At 72.5% G+C, this 16890-nt stretch carries 15 protein-coding genes; 5 read left to right on the forward strand and 10 right to left on the reverse strand.

Annotated features, from left to right (window positions below; translation table 11 throughout):
* Nucleotides 1-22 precede the first annotated feature (22 nt).
* A complete protein-coding gene (locus ASH01_RS10605; protein ID WP_056775434.1) occupies nt 23-1351 on the forward strand; it encodes an MFS transporter in 1329 nt (442 codons plus the stop codon).
* The gene (locus ASH01_RS10610) at nt 1348-2787 is read left to right on the forward strand and encodes a pyridoxal phosphate-dependent decarboxylase family protein (protein ID WP_056775437.1); all 1440 of its coding nucleotides are present in this window, start codon (nt 1348-1350) and stop codon (nt 2785-2787) included. The genes ASH01_RS10605 and ASH01_RS10610 overlap by 4 nt, the downstream gene beginning before the upstream one ends.
* 71 nt (nt 2788-2858) lie before the next feature.
* Here the strand turns inward: ASH01_RS10610 and ASH01_RS10615 are convergent, their stop codons facing one another.
* The 4 genes from ASH01_RS10615 to ASH01_RS10630 all read right to left on the reverse strand — a co-directional run bounded on the left by ASH01_RS10615 (nt 2859) and on the right by ASH01_RS10630 (nt 8078).
* Nucleotides 2859-3479 (reverse strand): superoxide dismutase, encoded by a 621-nt coding sequence (locus ASH01_RS10615; RefSeq protein ID WP_235508525.1) that lies wholly within the window; start codon nt 3477-3479, stop codon nt 2859-2861.
* 153 nt (nt 3480-3632) lie between these two features.
* The gene (locus tag ASH01_RS10620; protein ID WP_056775444.1) at nt 3633-4103 is read right to left on the reverse strand and encodes a heme-degrading domain-containing protein; all 471 of its coding nucleotides are present in this window, start codon (nt 4101-4103) and stop codon (nt 3633-3635) included.
* Nucleotides 4100-4546 (reverse strand): hypothetical protein, encoded by a 447-nt coding sequence (locus ASH01_RS10625; RefSeq protein ID WP_056775446.1) that lies wholly within the window; start codon nt 4544-4546, stop codon nt 4100-4102. Before ASH01_RS10625 ends, ASH01_RS10620 begins: the two co-directional genes overlap by 4 nt.
* Before the next feature lie 118 nt (nt 4547-4664).
* Nucleotides 4665-8078 carry a DEAD/DEAH box helicase gene (locus ASH01_RS10630; RefSeq protein WP_056775448.1) on the reverse strand — a complete coding sequence of 1138 codons (3414 nt, stop codon included), beginning with the start codon at nt 8076-8078 and terminating at the stop codon, nt 4665-4667.
* Between the two features lie 67 nt (nt 8079-8145).
* On the opposite strand from ASH01_RS10630, the gene ASH01_RS10635 reads away from it, so the two are divergent.
* Entirely contained in the window at nt 8146-8628 is a 483-nt protein-coding gene (locus ASH01_RS10635) for an acyl-CoA thioesterase (RefSeq protein ID WP_056775452.1), read from the forward strand.
* Nucleotides 8625-9095: a TY-Chap domain-containing protein gene (locus tag ASH01_RS10640; protein ID WP_056775454.1), complete on the forward strand. Its 471-nt coding sequence runs from the start codon at nt 8625-8627 to the stop codon at nt 9093-9095. Before ASH01_RS10635 ends, ASH01_RS10640 begins: the two co-directional genes overlap by 4 nt.
* 66 nt (nt 9096-9161) lie before the next feature.
* On the opposite strand, the gene ASH01_RS10645 is transcribed toward ASH01_RS10640, so the two are convergent.
* From ASH01_RS10645 to ASH01_RS10665, 5 genes are all read right to left on the reverse strand, one after another.
* Nucleotides 9162-10346 carry a hypothetical protein gene (locus ASH01_RS10645; RefSeq protein ID WP_156415543.1) on the reverse strand — a complete coding sequence of 395 codons (1185 nt, stop codon included), beginning with the start codon at nt 10344-10346 and terminating at the stop codon, nt 9162-9164.
* 79 nt (nt 10347-10425) lie between these two features.
* Nucleotides 10426-11091, reverse strand: coding sequence for a response regulator (locus ASH01_RS10650; protein WP_056775459.1), 666 nt, complete (start codon nt 11089-11091; stop codon nt 10426-10428).
* On the reverse strand, nt 11088-12176 hold the full coding sequence (locus ASH01_RS10655) for a sensor histidine kinase (RefSeq protein WP_056775462.1): 1089 nt from the start codon (nt 12174-12176) through the stop codon (nt 11088-11090). Before ASH01_RS10655 ends, ASH01_RS10650 begins: the two co-directional genes overlap by 4 nt.
* A 67-nt stretch (nt 12177-12243) precedes the next feature.
* Complete coding sequence (locus ASH01_RS10660) at nt 12244-13062, reverse strand: SDR family NAD(P)-dependent oxidoreductase (RefSeq protein ID WP_056775464.1); 819 nt, start codon at nt 13060-13062, stop codon at nt 12244-12246.
* A 10-nt stretch (nt 13063-13072) separates the two neighbouring features.
* Nucleotides 13073-14044, reverse strand: coding sequence for an NADPH:quinone oxidoreductase family protein (locus ASH01_RS10665; protein ID WP_056775466.1), 972 nt, complete (start codon nt 14042-14044; stop codon nt 13073-13075).
* A gap of 96 nt (nt 14045-14140) precedes the next feature.
* Between ASH01_RS10665 and ASH01_RS10670 the strand changes: the two genes are divergently transcribed.
* A complete protein-coding gene (locus ASH01_RS10670; protein WP_056775469.1) occupies nt 14141-14590 on the forward strand; it encodes a nitroreductase/quinone reductase family protein in 450 nt (149 codons plus the stop codon).
* Here ASH01_RS10670 and ASH01_RS10675 read toward each other — a convergent pair.
* The gene (locus ASH01_RS10675; protein ID WP_056775471.1) at nt 14538-16865 is read right to left on the reverse strand and encodes a glycoside hydrolase family 3 N-terminal domain-containing protein; all 2328 of its coding nucleotides are present in this window, start codon (nt 16863-16865) and stop codon (nt 14538-14540) included. The genes ASH01_RS10670 and ASH01_RS10675 overlap by 53 nt on opposite strands.
* Nucleotides 16866-16890: the final 25 nt, after the last annotated feature.

Here is a 16890-nt window from a genome sequence, read left to right on the forward strand (position 1 = left end):
CCGCGCTCACTAGGGTGCGTCCATGACCTCGGCGACGCCGCCCGCCCCCGGCACGACCCTTCCCGCTGCCGTGCGCCGGGGCTACGGCCTCGGGTCGGTCGCCACGGGGTCGTTCGGCACGGTGCCCGGCCTGCTCCTGCTGCCCTACCTCACCGACCGGCTCGGCGTGCCGGCCGCGGCTGCCGGCGTCATCGTCTTCGCGCCCAAGGCGTGGGACGTCGTGCTCAACCCGATCGCGGGCCGCATCAGCGACCGGTCGACGCACCCGGACGGGAGGAGGCGACCCTTCCTCATCCGCGCCGGACTGCTCCTCGCGGCAGCCTTCGCGCTCCTCTTCCTCGGGCCGACCGCGCCGCAGTGGCTCGCCGCCGGCTGGGTGGCCGTCGCCTACCTCGCGTGCGCGACGGCCTACAGCTTCTTCCAGGTGCCCTACGTCGCGATGCCGGCCGAGATCACCGACGACTACGACGAGCGCACCCGGCTCATGACGTGGCGGGTTGCGATCCTCGCCCTCGCGATCCTCGTCAGCGGTGGGGCGTCGCCGGCCATCCGTGACGCGTTCGGGCCCGTCTGGGGCTACCGCGTCGTCGGGTTCTTCGTCGCCGCCCTCATCGCCCTCGGGGCCTACGGTGCGTGGCGGGGCACCCGGTCGGCGCCGGTCCGGACCGGCGTCGCGACGAGCGCCACCTTCGGTGACCAGCTGCGGATCATCCGCTCCGACCGGCCGTTCCGGCTGCTGCTGACCACCTTCGTGCTCCAGGCTCTCGCGACCGGCGCGATGCTCGCGGGGGTCGACTACGTGTCCCGCTGGGTCATCGGGACCCCGCTGTCGGCGACGTTGCTCTTCGTCTGCTTCGTCGCCCCGGCCCTCGTCGTCACGCCCCTGTGGCAGCGCTTCGGCACGGCTCGCGACAAGAAGGTCGGCTACCTCGTCGCGTCACTCCTCCTCGGCGGTGGCGCGCTCGCCCTGGTGCTCGTGCGTTCCCTGCCCGACGGTGTCGTCTACGCCTGCGTCGCCGTCGTCGGCGTCGGCTACGCGGGGGCGCAGATGTTCCCGCTCGCCATGCTCGCCGACGTCGCGAGCCGCACGGACGAGGCGCGCACGCGCGTCGGGCTCTACACCGGCGTGTGGACCGCGGGAGAGACGCTGGGCCTCTCGCTCGGGCCGGCCACGTATGCCGCCGTGCTGGCTCTCGGCGGCTACGTCTCCTCGACGGGATCGACCGTGCCACAGTCGGACTCGGCCCTGACAGCGATCGCGCTCGGCTTCTCGCTCGTGCCCGCCGCCCTCGTCGCGCTCTCGTTCTTCTCTCTGCGCGCCTTCCCGTCGACCCGAAAGGACGCACCATGACGATGGACCACGACGAGATCCGTGAGGCGCTGACGGCGATGCGCGCCCGGGACCTGCCGACCCATGGCGGGCGCACCCTCGCCTACGTCTACGACTCCGGCCTGGCCTCGGCCGACGCCATCGGTCGGGAGGCCCTCGCGGCATTCGCGTCGACGAACGGGCTCGACCCCACGGCCTTCCCGTCCCTGCTCCAGATGGAGAACGACCTCGTCGGCATCGCGGGTCGGCTCGTCGATGCCCCAGCGGGATTCGCGGGTGCCGTCACGTCGGGCGGCACCGAGTCGATCCTGCTCGCCGTCCTGGCCGCCCGTGACGCGCGGCCCGAGATCGTGGCTCCCAGGATGATCCTCCCGACGACGGCACACGCGGCCTTCCACAAGGCCGCGCACTGGCTGCGGGTCGAGCCGGTCCTCATCGACGTCGATCCCGTGACGAAGCGCGCCGACCCCGAGGCCATGGCCGCCGCCATCGACGACCGGACCGTCCTCGTCGTCGCCTCGGCCCCGTCCTACGCGCACGGCGTCATCGACCCCGTCGCGCCGATCGCCGCAGCCGCCGCGGCCGCCGGGGTGCGCTGCCACGTCGACGCGTGCATCGGCGGCTGGGTGCTGCCCCACCTGCGCGACTCCGAGCCCGGGCAGCCTCCGTGGACGTTCGCCGCCCCGGGCGTGACGAGCCTGTCGCTCGACCTGCACAAGTACGCCTACACCCCCAAGGGCGTGTCGGTGCTGCTCCACGCCTCGGCCGACCTGCGCCGGACGCACCTCTTCGCGTCGGCCCGCTGGCCGGGCTACACGATGCTCAACACGACGGCGCAGTCGACGAAGTCCGGCGGTCCGGTGGCCGCCGCCTGGGCCGTCGTGCACCACATCGGCGCCGAGCGCTACACGTCGCTCGCCCGGGACGCGCGCACGGCCACTCTCGACCTGGCGGCCGCGGTGGACGGCATACCCGGTCTGTCGGTGGCGGCTCCCCCGGACTCGACGCTGCTGTCCCTCGTCGCCGACGGCTCGTGCGACGTCTTCACGATCAGCGACGAGATGCTGGACCGCGGGTGGTTCGTCCAGCCGCAGATGCGCTTCCGCGACCTCCCGGCCACCCTGCACCTCACATTCAGCGCGGCGACGGCTGCGTCGTCGGACCTCATCGCCACCGACCTCGCCGACGCGACGGCGGCGGCCCGCGTCTCCGGGCCGGCCACGGCCCCAGCCGAGCTCGTCGCGATGGCCTCGGCCCTCGACCCGACCACCCTCGACGAGGCGACGTTCACCGGACTGCTCGCCGCGGCCGGCCTGGCCGGGGGCGACGGCGGGCTCGTGCTGCCCGAGCGGATGGCCCCGGTCAACGCCCTGCTCGACGAGCTGCCGCCGGCCCTGCGCGAGGTGCTGCTCCTCGGTGTCGTCGACCGACTCGCCCGCCCGACCCCACCGGCCTGACCGACGGCGGCGACCGGGTACGCGAAAGGGCGGGCACCTCGCGGTGCCCGCCCTCGTCGTGTCGATGTCGCTCAGCCGGGGATGATGAGTCCCTTGGTGGCCTTGGCGCGCTCGAGGCGTGCGGCGACGTCCTCCCAGTTCACGAGGTTCCACCAGGCCTTGACGTAGTCGGCCTTGACGTTCTCGTACTGCAGGTAGAAGGCGTGCTCCCACATGTCGAGCTGGAGCAGCGGGATCTGGCCCACAGGGATGTTGCCCTGCTGGTCGAACAGCTGCATGATGTGCGGCCGCTCGGCGATGGTGTCCCACGCGAGGATCGACCAGCCGGAGCCCTGGATCGCGTTGGCGTTGGCGTTGAAGTGCGCCTGGAACTTCTCGAAGCCGCCGAAGTACTCGGTGATCGCCGCGGCGACCTCACCCTCGGGCTGGCCACCGCCGTCGGGGCTCATGTTCTTCCAGAACACGGAATGGTTGGTGTGACCACCGAGGTGGAAGGCGAGGTTCTTCTCCACACCGTTCACGGAGGCGTAGTCACCCGACTCGCGCAGCTCCTCCAGCTTGGCGACGGCAGCGTTGGCGCCGTCGACGTAGGCCTTGTGGTGCTTGCTGTGGTGCAGCTCCATGATGCGAGCGCTGATGTGGGGCTCGAGGGCGGCGTAGTCGTAGTCGAGCTCGGGAAGCGTGTAAGCCACTTGTCGTTCCTTTCTGGAGACCATCCGACTCCGACCACTCTATGCCGCACCGGATCGGCGTCGACAGGGTGTCCGTGAGCACGGGCTGTGGGTCACGTACCCACTTGACCCACCCTCCGACGTCAACCCCACGTGAGGTCAAACCGTTACGGCTCAGGGATGGTCGAGGAAGGCCTCGAGGGTCTCGACGACGAGCCGGTGGTCCTCCCGCTGAGGCAGGCCCGAGACGGCGATGGTGCCGACGCAGCCGACGTCACGGACGATGACGGGGAAGGCGCCACCGTGGGCGGCATACGATTCCGGGTCGAGGCGTGAGCTGTCCTCGAACGTCTTGCCGGCGGAACGGAACTCCTCGCCGACGTAGAGGGACGAGTGACCGTAGCGGTCGACGACGGCGCTCTTGCGCTCGAGCCAGCCGTCGTTGTCGGCCGTCGCCCCGGGCAGCGCGGCGTGGAAGAGGCGCTGCCCGTTGCGACGGATCGAGATCGCGACCGGGGCGCGCGCGGCCCGCGCGGCGTCACGCAGCGCGACGCCCAGCGCCCAGGCCGTGTCGTCGTCGAAGCGGTCGAAGACGAGCCGCGCCTCCTGGTCCGCCAGCTGCTCCAGCGTCGGCTGGTCCGTCACGCGCGCGCCACCCGCCGGAACGCGATGCCGACGAGGACGAGGACGATGCCGACGCCGAACGCCATGAACGCGACGCCGAAGGCCAGGACCGACGTGAAGAGCGAGGCGCGCAGGAACGAGCCGGTCATGACGACCTGACGGTTCGGGTCGTCCTTGGGCAGCTCGGCGTACGTCTTGCCGCCGCTCGCCGCGAGGGCGTGCTTCTCGATGGTCTCGGCCTCCGAGTACGCGGTCCACGGCGAGTTCACGGGCTGACCGGCGAACCTCGCCGCGTCCTCCGAGACGGTGATCTTCTCGCTGGCGAGCTGGGACTGCACCTGGTACCAGGTGAATCCGCCGGCCAGGACCATGATGACGCCGATGACGATGACGATCGTCCCGATGACGGCGACGGAGCCGAGTCGATTGGACGTGGTGCTGGTGGTGGGGGTGACGGTGCTCATGTGAGTCCTCCGAGGGGTGAGTTGTCAGAGCCGTGCACGCGCCGCCATCCGAAGCGGCTCACCTCCACGCTAGGGCTTCATCCCCGGACGTGGGGCTGGATGCGAATCACGCTTCGAGTCAGGCGAGTCCGAGCAGGTCGCGCACGTCGTCGGCCGTGATGGCGCCCGAGAGCGAGCCGCCTTCGTCGACGACGCGCTGGAAGAGGTCACGCTTGCGCTCCTGGAGGGCGACGACCTTCTCCTCGATGGTGCCGGCCGACACGAGCCGGTAGACGGTGACGGGACGGCTCTGCCCGATGCGGTGGGCGCGGTCGATCGCCTGCGCCTCGGCGGCCGGGTTCCACCACGGGTCGAGGACGTAGACGTAGTCGGCCTCGGTCAGCGTGAGCCCGAAGCCGCCTGCCTTGAGGCTGATGAGGAACGCGACGGCATCGCCCTCGCGGAAGCCCCGGACGACCGCCTGCCGGTCGGTCGTCGACCCGTCGAGGTATGCCGTCGCGAGCCCCGCGCGCGTCAGCGCGGCCTCGACGCGGCGCAGGAAGCCGGTGAACTGGCTGAAGACGAGGGCGCGGTGGCCCTCGGCGGCGAGCTCGCGCAGCTGGTCGACGAGGAACTCGATCTTGGCGGCCGTCGCCTTGCCGGCGTGGACCTCGTCGACGAGGACCGGGTCGAGCGCGAGCTGGCGCAGCCGGGTCAGCGCGGCGAGGATCGCGACACGGTTGGACTCGGGGTCGCCGAGCAGGCCCAGGACGCGCTGGCGTTCGCGTTGGAGGTGCTGGTCGTAGATGTGCCGGTGGACCGGGTGCGGATCGAGCGCCATGACCTGGATCTGCTTGGGCGGCAGGTCGATCGCGACCTGCTCCTTGGTGCGACGCAGCATCAGGGGCCGGATCCGGCGGCGGAGCAGGTCGAGCAGCTCCGGGCGCTCGCCGGACTCGATGGGCTTGCGATAGCTCTTCGTGAAGACGTCGGGTCGCGGGTAGAGCCCGGGGGCCGTCAGGGAGAGCAGCGACCAGAGGTCCATGAGGGAGTTCTCGAGCGGCGTGCCCGTGACGGCGACGGTGAAGGGCGCCCCCAGCCGGCGGACCGCGACGTGGGTCTTGGCCTGGCGGTTCTTGACGAACTGGGCCTCGTCGAGCACGACCCCACCCCACCGCACGCCGTGGAAGGCGGCGTCGTCGAGGCGCAGGACGGCATACGACGTGATGACGACCTCGGCGCCTGCGACGGTCTCGGCGAGGGTGACCCCGCGCTTGCGCTCGGTGGCCGTGACGGCGACCGCCGCGAGGTGCGGCGCGAAGGTCTCGAGCTCGCCCATCCACGTGCCGACGACGCTCGTCGGCGCGACGACGAGCACCGGCCCACGCGCCTCCGGACCGGCGTCGCCGAGCTCGCCGCGGTCGTGCGCGCGCACGAGGGCCGCGATGACCTGGAGCGTCTTGCCGAGTCCCATGTCGTCGGCGAGGATGCCGCCGATTCGGGCGTCCCAGAGACGCGCGAGCCAGCGGTAGCCGTCGAGCTGGTAGGGACGCAGGGTCGCCCGGAGGTCGGGTGGCACCTCGGCGAGCGGTCCGGACTCGAGGGAGCCGAGCGCCTCGACGTTGGCCGCCCAGCGCGCGCTCTGCTCGTCGACGACGCCGAGGGCGACGAGCTCGTCCCAGAGGTCGGCGTGGTGGGCGCTGAGGCGCAGTCCGCCGGTCTCGGGGTCGGCGATGTCGCGGGCCTCCTCGATGAGGTCGCGCAGCCGGTGCAGCTCGGGCCGGTCGAGCCGGAAGAACGCGCCGGACTCGAGGAGCATGATCTCGTCGCCACGCGCGAGCGCCCCGAAGAGCGGCTCGAAGGGCACGTCCTCACCGTCGACCTCGACGGAGACCCGCAGGTCGAACCAGTCGCCGGGCTCCGCCTGCTCGCGCCGCTCGCCGGTGCCCAGCCGGACGACGGGAGCCGACGTGACCTCCTCGTAGGCCGGGACGTCGCCGTCGACCTCGACGGTGACGTGCTCGTCGGCCTCGAGCAGGGGCAGCGTGTCGACGACGAACCGCGCGGCCGCCATGCCTGTGAGGACGACGCGCGGCACGAGGTAGGCGTGACCGCCGAGGTCGGCACGCAGTGCGCCGGGGACCGAGCGGAGCGACGTCGCGGCCTGCACCGCGGCGGCCTCGGCGTCCCGGTCGCGGCCACCGACGGTGCCGAAGCGCGCCGTCGTGAAGGGCCGCGGCGTGCCGTCGTAGGCGTGGCTCAGGTCGAGGCGCAGCTCGCCGGGGACGTCGCTGACGACGCGGACGTGCACGGTGACGACCTCGGGCTGGACGTCCTCGGGCAGCTCGGGCGCCGGCAGGGGCACCTCGGAGCGGACCCGCAGCCGCTGGCGCAGGCCCGGGACGACGGAGCGCAGGAAGCGGCCCCGTTCGTCGGCCGGCACCCGCAGGCCGGCGAGCGCCGAGGCGAGGGCGTCGGGACCGAGGTCGAGGTCCTGGTCGAGGGGCACGAAGGTCAGCGAGTCGTCGTCGCCCTCGACGGCGACGGCGTGCACCGGGTCACCGAGGTAGAGCCGCTCGCCGGTGGCGCCGGCCGGCATCCCCTCGATGTCGACGTCGAGGTCGAGGTCACCGCTGCCGTCGGGGGCCCGCTTGACGAGGAGCACGAGCGTGGCCGCGTCGTCGGCGACGTGGACCGGACCGGTGACGCCCTCGCCGGGCAGCACCTCGATGCCGGCCGCGCGGGCCTCGCGCAGCAGCGGCCAGACCTCGGGGCTCGCGTCGAGCGAGAGCGGCGGTGTCGCGGAGAAGTACGTCGTGCCGCCCGAGCCGTGCCGGGCGACGTCGTGCAGGCGCCCCATGATGCGCTCGTGCTCGGGCAGGAAGCGGATGCCGGCGCGCCACTGGGGCAGCGCGTCGTGCCACGAGAGGGTGCGGTGCCACGTGCCGGCGCGGGTCCAGCGGGTCGGTCGGAGGCCGTAGCTGAGCTCGGGCACCCCTCTCCGCCCCCGCTGGTCGCGGTAGACGGTGTCGACGAAGAGGCCGGCCGGCATGAGGTCGCCCCGGGGCTCGGGCCGCCCGGCGACCGGGGACGGCTCGACGGCGCGCGGCCGGACGTGACCGAAGACGTCGGACCAGTGCGGCGGCACGACGAGCGGCACCGGCTCGGCTGCGGCCGGCTCGACGACGCCCTCGCCCTCGGCCAGTGGCCGCGGCTCGACGACCTTGCCCTGAGCGACGTCGCGCGCCGTGAGCATGAGCGCCACGACGTGCTTGCAGTCGCTGCGGACCGGGCAGCTGCACGTGCCGCTCCAGAGGTGCGAGCGCCCCTTCGGGTGCGGCCGGGCCTCGATGAAGGTCTGGTAGGTCTCGTGGCCGCTGCCCTCGATCGTGCCGAGCAGCATGAGCCCGTCGGGGCGCGTGGCGAGCGAGCGCACCCGGCGCTCGGCGGCATACGCCTGCCCGCGCTCGAAGGTACGAGTGCCGACCTGCTGGGCGATGTCGGGGTCGGTGACATCACCCACCCACGTCGCCCGCCCCACGCTCCACACCACCCGAGCACTGTACGTTCGCCCGCCGACACCGCCGGGCATCGTCCACAGGGTCGGGCAGGATGGGCGCATGCCCAGCACGCCCGACCCCCGCGAGCTGACGCTCGCCGACTTCCCGGTCCACCGTCCCGTCACGACCCGGTGGAGCGACAACGACATGTACGGCCACCTCAACAACGCCGTCTACTACGAGCTGTTCGACTCGGCGATCAACGGGTGGCAGGCCGAACACGTGACGGTCGACCCGTTGACCGACGCGACCCAGGGCGTCGTGGCCGAGTCGTCGTGCGCCTTCTACGCCGAGGTGGCGTTCCCGGCGCCGCTCGTCGTGGGCGTCCGCGTCGTCCGGCTGGGGCGCAGCAGCGTCACCTACGAGCTCGGCCTCTTCGTCGACCCGGAGCGCAGCGCCGTCGCCGACCCCTCGATCAAGGCCCTGGGGGGCTGGGTGCACGTCGAGATCGACGCCGCGACCCGCCGCCCGACCCCCATCCCCGACCACCTCCGCGCCCTGATGGAGACGGCGGTGGTGTCGCACGAGGGCAGCCCCGCATGAGCGACGGTCCCCTCGACGAGCCGTGGGAGTCGTGGACCTCCCGTGTCGCCGCCGACCTCGCCGCGCTCACCGACGACGACTGGCTGACCTTCACCGTCCACGTGCCGTCACGGGCGTCGAGCACGTATGCCGCCGAGCGGGCTCCCCGATCGTGGCGCCGGGGCGGCGCGAGGCCGGCTCCTCGGGCACGGGTGCCTGACGTCTTCGTCCAGGCGCGGCGGCTCGAGGGCGTGCTCGCGCTCGAGTGCATCGGCGACACGGAGTTCGAGGGCCTGACCGACCTGACGCGCGAGGCGCAGGAGGCACTGGAGGGGCTCGGATGGACGCGCGACGGCGACGAGCCGGAGTTCAGCCGGGCGTTCGACCGCGCAGCCGAGGCGGCGGAGCTGCTCCGCGCGAGCCTCGCGCAGGTGCTGGGTGCCGCCACGCCCGCCGACGTCGACCTCCGGCGCGCGCCGCGTCCGTGACCCCGGAGCCGGCGCCTGCGCAGCCGAACCACCGCCCAAGCACGTGGTTCGGCTGCGGCCCAGAGATCACCTCGCGGCGAGCTGGCCCTGGCCGGAGGACAGTTCGGTCGGAGCCGTCCCGACGACGGCTCGGTCCAGGGAAGGGATGCCGAACGCCATGACGATGTAGAGGCCGGTGGCGACGAGGGGCACGGGGCTCGGCTCGAAGCCGTGCGCGCCCACGGCCACGCCGTTGACGACGAGGAGGACGCCTCCCAGCGTTCCGGTGACACCGGCCAGTCGGACACGACTGCCGAGGTGCCCGAGGCGCAACATCGCTGCAGCGGACATCAGCAGAGTGACTCCGAGCAGGATGGTGAAGAACGAGTTCACACCCCACTCCACCCAGCGGACTGCCTCCGCGGCGGCGAACCGGGACGCCCGGTCCTCCGGTGGAGCGGCGGCCCAGGAGTCGACAGCGTGCTTGAGGGCGACGCCGTCCACAGCCATGTTGATCGCGATGAGGGCCACGGTGGCGGCGGCGGCCGCATCGCCGAGCCGAACGAGCGCCGGGGACGCCCCCACCCGCTTCAGGGTGCGACCCAGGATGACGAACCCTGCGACCACCAGGCCTGCCGACAGGAACTGCAGGTCGTGGACCCATACCCAGTCGGTGCTGTGGGCGTACTCGGCGAACACGGCCGCATGGGAGTTCGGAGGCTGGTCGTGCGGATGAAGGATGCCTCCGGCGACTGCCAGACCTGCGCCGCCGACGAGCAGTGCGGAGGAGAGGAGGGCAGGACGCGACATGGGCGAGTGACCTCTCGGATTCAGAGCTGGAGTGACGGTGGAGGTGTGCGGTCGCCATGCCATGAGGATGCCCATGAGGGCGAACATCGCGACGTGACCCCACGTGAGCAGTGCATCGCCGGGAAGAACGCCGAGCCAGTAGGGGCACAACAGGACGAGGAAGGGCAGAGCCATGACAACCGACATCTCGACGACGTGGCGTGCTGGGTGCCGTCGCACCCACATCCAGGACGCCATGCCGAGGGTCATGTCGAAGGCCATGGTGAGGGCCATGGCGTCCGGCCGGCCGGTCAGGCCGGGCCAGACGCCGTCCCAGATCGCACCGAACAGCCCCATGCCGACGACCATCGAGAGGGTCATCTCGAGGTAGGCGACGAGGAAGCGGGCGGGCCGGGAGCGCAGGAGCCGGCGGACGGCCGCGCGAGGCGAGCGGTCCGCATACAGGGTCGTGAAGGTGGTCATGCCGACGATGGTCGATCCCAGAGGGCCGATCCCGGACGTGCCAGAGGTCACGAACCGGGTCACGCGTGGGGCATGACCTTCACAGCAGGCCGAGCGCGCGGGCCCTCAACGCGGCTTGCGTGCGGTCGCGGACGCCGAGCTTGGCCAGCACGTGGGTGACGTGGTTCTTGACCGTGCCCTCCGACAGGTAGAGACGCTCGGCGGCCTCCCTGTTGCTGAGCCCGTCGGCGACGGCCCGTAGGACCTCCAGCTCGCGCTGGGTGAGCGGATCGACGAGGGGCTGCGAACGCGGCTCGCTCGGGAGTTCGGGCAGCTGGCTCATCCGAGCCAGGACCTTGGCGGCCACTGACGGCTGGAGAACCGATTCGCCGCGGGCCGCCGCCAGCACGGCCTCGACCAGCCGCGGGGCGGTGGCGTCCTTGAGCAGGTATCCGACGGCACCCGCACGCAGGGCGGGAAAGACCTCGTCGTCGCCGTCGAAGGTGGTGAGCACGAGCACGCGAACCTCGGGATGCTCGACACGCAGCCGCCGGGTCGTGTCCACGCCATCGAGCACGGGCATCCGCAGGTCCATGAGCACGACGTCGGGTCGGAGCCTCTCGACGAGCTCCAGCGCCTCGACCCCGTCCTCCGCGGCGCCCACGACCTCGACCTCTGCGCGCATCTCCAGGAGCGTCGTCAGGGCCTCACGAAACAAGGTCTGGTCATCGACGACAAGCACCCGCACCGGGCGATCGAGGCTCATCCCGGCATCTCGACCCGGACGGCCACACCGCTGCCCGGTGCCGACTCGACACTGAGGGAGCCGCCGAGATCCTCGACGCGCTCACGGATGCCGACGAGGCCGAACCCGCCGGCGGTGCCGTCGAGGCCACGCCCGTCGTCGCGGACCTCCAGGCTCACCACGTCTGGGCGGTAGGTCAGCCGGATGACGGCGGCGTGGGCATTCGCGTGCTTGCGGATGTTGGTGAGGCCCTCCTGAGCGGCGCGGAAGAGCGCCACCTGGACCTCGTCGTCGAGCCGGCGCTCGCGCCCTCGGACCTCGACGGAGGTGGACGGACCGGACGACACACCCTCGGCAGCCAGGGTCTCCAGCTGCGCGGAGAGCCACTGCTCGGGCCTCGCCTCCCGCAGGGCGGCCACCGACTCGCGGACCGACACCAACGCGCGGCGCGCCTGGTCCTCCGCCTGGCTGAGCAGCCCGTCGGCCCTCGCCGGGTCGCTGCTCAGCACCGCCCTTGCGGCCTGCACCTGCATGCCGACCACCGTGAGATGGTGCCCCAGCCCGTCATGGATGTCGCGCGCGACGCGCGTGCGTTCACGCATGGTGGCCAGCTCCTCGGCCTGTTCGCCGAGCTCACGCAGCCGACGGTTGGCGTCGGCGAGCTCCGACCGTGCCTGTTGCTCACGCAGGTGCAGCGCTGCGAGGACGAAGGCGAAGGCACACGCGAGTCCGGTGCTGACCACCTGGCGCACCGCGTCGGGCATGGGCATCCCCACGTGGACGAACGGGACGAGCACCGCGACGACGACCGCCCATCCGAGCGATAGCAGCATGACGGCCTGGACGACCACCACGACCAGGAGCAAGGTGCTGCCGACCCCTGCGCCGGCCACGTTGAAGACGACGAACCCGAGCGCCAGGGCGACCGTCAGGTAGGCGACTGCGGCCGCGCGCCCCCGACTGAGCGCCCAGCGGTAGCCGACCACCGACCAGGCGACGAACACCACTCCGAGGGCACCGGCCGGCATGACCGAGCCGCTGGGAGCGGCCTCGAGCAGCATCACCAGCAACGCTGCTACGGCCAGCGCCGACAGGGCCCGGTTCACCGTCCCAATGTCGCGCCCGGCCCCGAGCGAGTCAATCGCGGCCCGGCCCCGGCTCCGCCGTTTCCGCTCAGCGGCCGGCGGCGACCCGCTTCGCCGCGCGCTTCATGACCGCGGTGTAGGCCGGTCGGGCGAAGCGCTTGGCGCGCCAGGCGACGTGCCCGTCACGGTCGGTGAGGATGACGTCGCGGTGGGCGTCGATGCCGCGCACGACGATGGAGGCGATCTCGTCGGCGGTGCGCTTCGAGCCGCTGACCATCTTCTTGCCGGCCTCCTCCATCTCGGTGTCGGCACCCTGGAACGACGAGCCGAGGTTCGTCCGGAAGAACGACGGGCACACGACCGACACGTCGACGCCGTGCGGCGCGAGCTCGTGCGAGAGCGTCTCGCTCAGGGCGACGACGCCGGCCTTGACGGTGTTGTACGCCGACATGCCGGGTGCGTGGACGAGTCCGGCGAGCGAGGCGGTGTTGACGATGTGGCCGCTGCCCTGCTCCTTGAGGAGCGGGGTGAACGTGCGGCAGCCGCGGACGACGCCGAGCAGGTTGATGTCGACGATCCAGCGCCACTCGTCCATCGTCGCGACGTCGATGCGGCCACCCGCGGCGACGCCGGCGTTGTTGACGAGCAGGTCGAGCCCGCCCCACGTCCCGCGCACGTGGGCGAGCGCCGCGGCCCACGCCTCGTCGCTGCGCACGTCGAGCGGGAGGTATGCCGCCGCGTCCGGGAGCGCATCGGGCCGGTCGGTCTGCACGTCGGTCGCGAGCACGTGGTCGCCGCGGGCGACGAGGGCGCGGACGAGTGCGAGGCCGAGACCTGAGGCACCACCGGTGACGAGGACGCGGCGGGGGGACGTGGGAGCGGAGGCACGGAGCGAGCGGGACGGCATACGCCCCAACCTACTGGCGGACGGTGAGGGTCACCTTGCCGTGGGCGCGGCGCTCGTCGATCTCCGTGAGCGCCGCCGCGACGTCGTCGAGCCGGTGGCGCGTGCCGATGGGCGGAGCGAGCGCGCCGCTCTCGAGGAGCGGGAGGATCGCGTCCCACTGGGTGCGCAGGTAGGTCGGGTCGGGCATCCAGAAGGCACCCCAGCCGACGCCGACGACGCTGATGTTGTTCAGGAGCAGCCGGTTGACCTTGACCTCGGGGATCTGGCCGGCGGTGAAGCCGATGACGAGCAGGCGGCCCTCGGGCGCGAGGCTGCGGAGGCTGTCGGTGAAGCGGTCGCCGCCCACCGGGTCGACGACGACGTCGACGCCGCGTCCGTCGGTGAGCTCCTTCGCGGCCGCGAGGAAGCCGTCGGCGAGGACGACGTGGTGCGCGCCGGCCGAGCGGGCGGTCCCGATCTTGTCGTCGGACGACACGACGGCGATGACGCGGGCGTCCATGGCGCGCGCCAGCTGGATGGCGGCGGTGCCGATGCCGCCTGCGGCGCCGTGGACGAGCACGGTCTCGCCGCGCTCGAGCTGGCCGCGACGGGTCAGGGCGAAGTGGACGGTGAGGTAGTTCATCGGCAGCGCGGCGCCGGTCTCGAACGAGACGGTATCGGGCAGCGGGAAGACCATCGCCTCGGGCACGGCGACCGTCTCGGCGAAGCCGCCGAGCACCGGGAAGGCCGCGACGCGGTCGCCGACGCGGAAGGCGCTGCCCTCGCCGACCTCGCGCACGACGCCCGCACACTCGGCGCCGGGGACGAAGGGCAGGTCCGGGCGCATCTGGTAGAGCCCGCGGCTCATGAGGACGTCGGGGAAGCTGACCCCCGCCTCGTGGACGTCGACGAGGACGTGGCCGGCGGTCAGGGCAGGCTCGTCGACCTCGCCGACCGTGACGGACGACGGCCCGTCGAGGCTCGTGACTCGTGCCGCGCGCATGCTGCTCCTCATCGTCGGGGGATCTCGACCCTAGCCGCCCGCAGGGCCACACTGGACGGGTCGGCCGATGCGTGCCGCGGGACCCAGGAGGCGGCCATGGGCGTGGCCAACCGGATGATGCGTGCGGCCAACGCGGCGCACGTGGCGCTCTACCGTCGCTTCGACGTCGGCTTCCTCCGCTCCATCCGGGGGATGCCGGTCCTCCTGCTCACCGTGGCCGGTCGGTCGTCCGGCACGCTGCGGACCAGCCCGGTCGGCTACTTCCGCGACGACGGCGCCTACGTCGTCTGCGGGAGCGCCGGCGGCGCGGCGGCGGAGCCGCAGTGGTTCCGCAACCTCCGCCACGCCGACACGGCCGTCATCGAGGTCGGCGACGAGCGGATCGAGGTGGACGTCGAGGTCGCTCGCGGCGCGGAGCGCGACCGTTTGTGGGGTCGCCTGCTCGAGGTCGCGCCGTTCTTCGGCGGCTACGAGGCCAAGGCCGCCGGGCGCGTCATCCCGTTGGCTGCGCTGACCCCGCGAGCGCCGACGTCCGCGGCGCCCTGATCGTGAAGGATGCCTTGAGCAGGTCGGTGTCGCGCGAGCTCGGTCCCACGCGCAGCTCGAACTCGCCCGGCTCGACGACGCGTCGACCGGCCGCGTCGACGATGGAGCAGGCTGTGGCCGGGACCTCGATGCGGGTGGTCACCGACTCACCCGGCGGGACGGTGACGCGGCGGAACGCCTTGAGCTCCTTGGCTGCCCACGTGACGCTCGTGACGACGTCGGTGACGTAGGCCTGCACGACCTCGTAGGCCGTCCGCTCGCCCGTGTTGGTGAGCGTGACCTCCGCGGCCACGACGTCGTCGGGCGAGAGGTCGGTGGCGTCGAGGGTCAGGTCGGACCACTCGACGGTCGTGTACGTCAGGCCCTCCCCGAAGACGAACTGCGGCTCCTGGGTGAGGTCGGCGTAGCGGTGGCCGTGCTGCCCGCGCACCTGGTTGTAGTAGGTCGGCTGCTGCCCGACGTGCCGCGGGATCGAGACGGGCAGGCGCCCGGCGGGCTCGATGTGGCCCAGGACGAGCTCCGCTACGGCACGGCCGCCGCGCATGCCGGGGCTGAAGGCCTCGATGACCGCGGCCGCCCGGAGCGCGCTGGGCGGCAGGACGTTGGGCTTGGAGTGGAGCAGCACGACGACGACGGGGACGCCGGTGCCGTCGAGCTGGTCGACGAGGGCGTCGAGCAGGGCGACCTGACCGCCCTGCAGGTCGAGCGTCGCCGTCGAGCAGCCTTCTCCCGTCAGGGCGATCGTGTCACCCAGGACGACGACGGCGAGGTCGGCGGCGCGTGCTGCAGCCACCGCCTCGGCGAGCTGGGCCGGGTCGACGGGCGCGGGTGCTGAGACCGGCGGACGGGGCTGGCCGTCGGGGAAGAGCGGCCCCTCGGGGTCGGGCACGAGGGTCTCGATCTCGGCGCCCCGAGCACGGGTGACGGCCCAGGTCGACGGGACGACGGCGCGGAAGCCGTCGAGGACGGTCTCGACCGTCTCGCGCGGGTGACCGTCGCGCATCCAGTCGACCTGGCCGGAGGCGCCGGCCCAGTCGCCGAGATTGGCCTGCGGGTCGTCGGCGTTCGGCCCGAGGACGGCCACGGTGCGCGGGACGTCCGTGACGGCATACGGGAGCGTGCCGTCGTTGGTGAGGAGCACGAGCGAGCGGCGGGCGACGTCGAGGTTGAGGGCGGCGTGCTCGGCGGAGCCGATGACGACGCGCTGGCGCTCGGCGTCCGGCGGCCGCGGGTTCTCGAAGAGTCCGAGCTCGAGCTTGACGCGCAGCACCCGGAGGGCGGCCTCGTCGATGGCGCGCTCGTCGAGCAGGCCGCGCGCGACGGCCTCCTGGGCGGCCTCGAAGAAGGCCGGGGTCGTCATGACGAGGTCGTTGCCGGCGCGGACCGCGACCGTCGCGGCCTCGACGTCGTCGGCGCAGACCTTCTGCTCCCAGACCATCCGACCGACGTTGTCCCAGTCGGTGACGAGGGTGCCGGTGAAGCCCCACTCCCCCTTGAGCACCTCGTCGAGGAGCCAGCCGTTCGCCGTCACGGGGACGCCGTCGATCGCCTGGTAGCCGAGCATGAAGGTGCGGCAGCCCTCCTGCACGGCTCGCTCGAAGGGCGGCAGGAACCACGACGTCAGCTTGCGACGGCTGAGGTCGGCCTCGCTCGCGTCGCGGCCGCCCTGGGTCTCGGAGTAGCCGGCGAAGTGCTTGGCGCACGCGAGGACGGCCGTCGGGTCGGTGAGGCCGTCGCCCTGGTAGCCCCGGATCATGGCCGCGCCGAGCTCACCGATGAGGTGCGGGTCCTCGCCGAAGGTCTCGCCGACCCGGCCCCAGCGCAGGTCGCGGGTGATGCAGAGGACGGGCGAGAAGGTCCAGTGGATGCCGGTCGCCGACACCTCGACGGCCGTGACGCGTGCCGCCTGCTCGACGAGGTCGGGGTCCCACGAGCAGGCCATCCCGAGCTGGGTCGGGAAGATCGTCGCACCCGGCCAGAAGGAGTGGCCGTGGATGCAGTCGTCGGCGGTGAGGAGCGGGATGCCCAGACGCGTCCGGGCCGCGAGCTCGATGGCGCGCGGCAGGTCGTCCGGGGAGGTGTGCAGGATCGAGCCGGCCAGCTTCGTGTGGACGATCTCGGTCAGGTCACCGCGCGCGTCGAGCTGGAGCATCTGGCCGACCTTCTCGGGCAGCGTCATCCGACCGATGAGGTCGTCGAGGCGCTCCTCCACGGAGAGCGACGGATCGCGGTAGGGAGCGTCGGTGGGGGCAGCGGCGGCAGCATCGTCGGGCACGTCCCGACGCTAGCCGACCGGCAGA

Origin of the sequence: Terrabacter sp. Soil811 (assembly GCF_001429655.1) — a bacterium.
Taxonomy (GTDB): Bacteria; Actinomycetota; Actinomycetes; order Actinomycetales; family Dermatophilaceae; genus Terrabacter.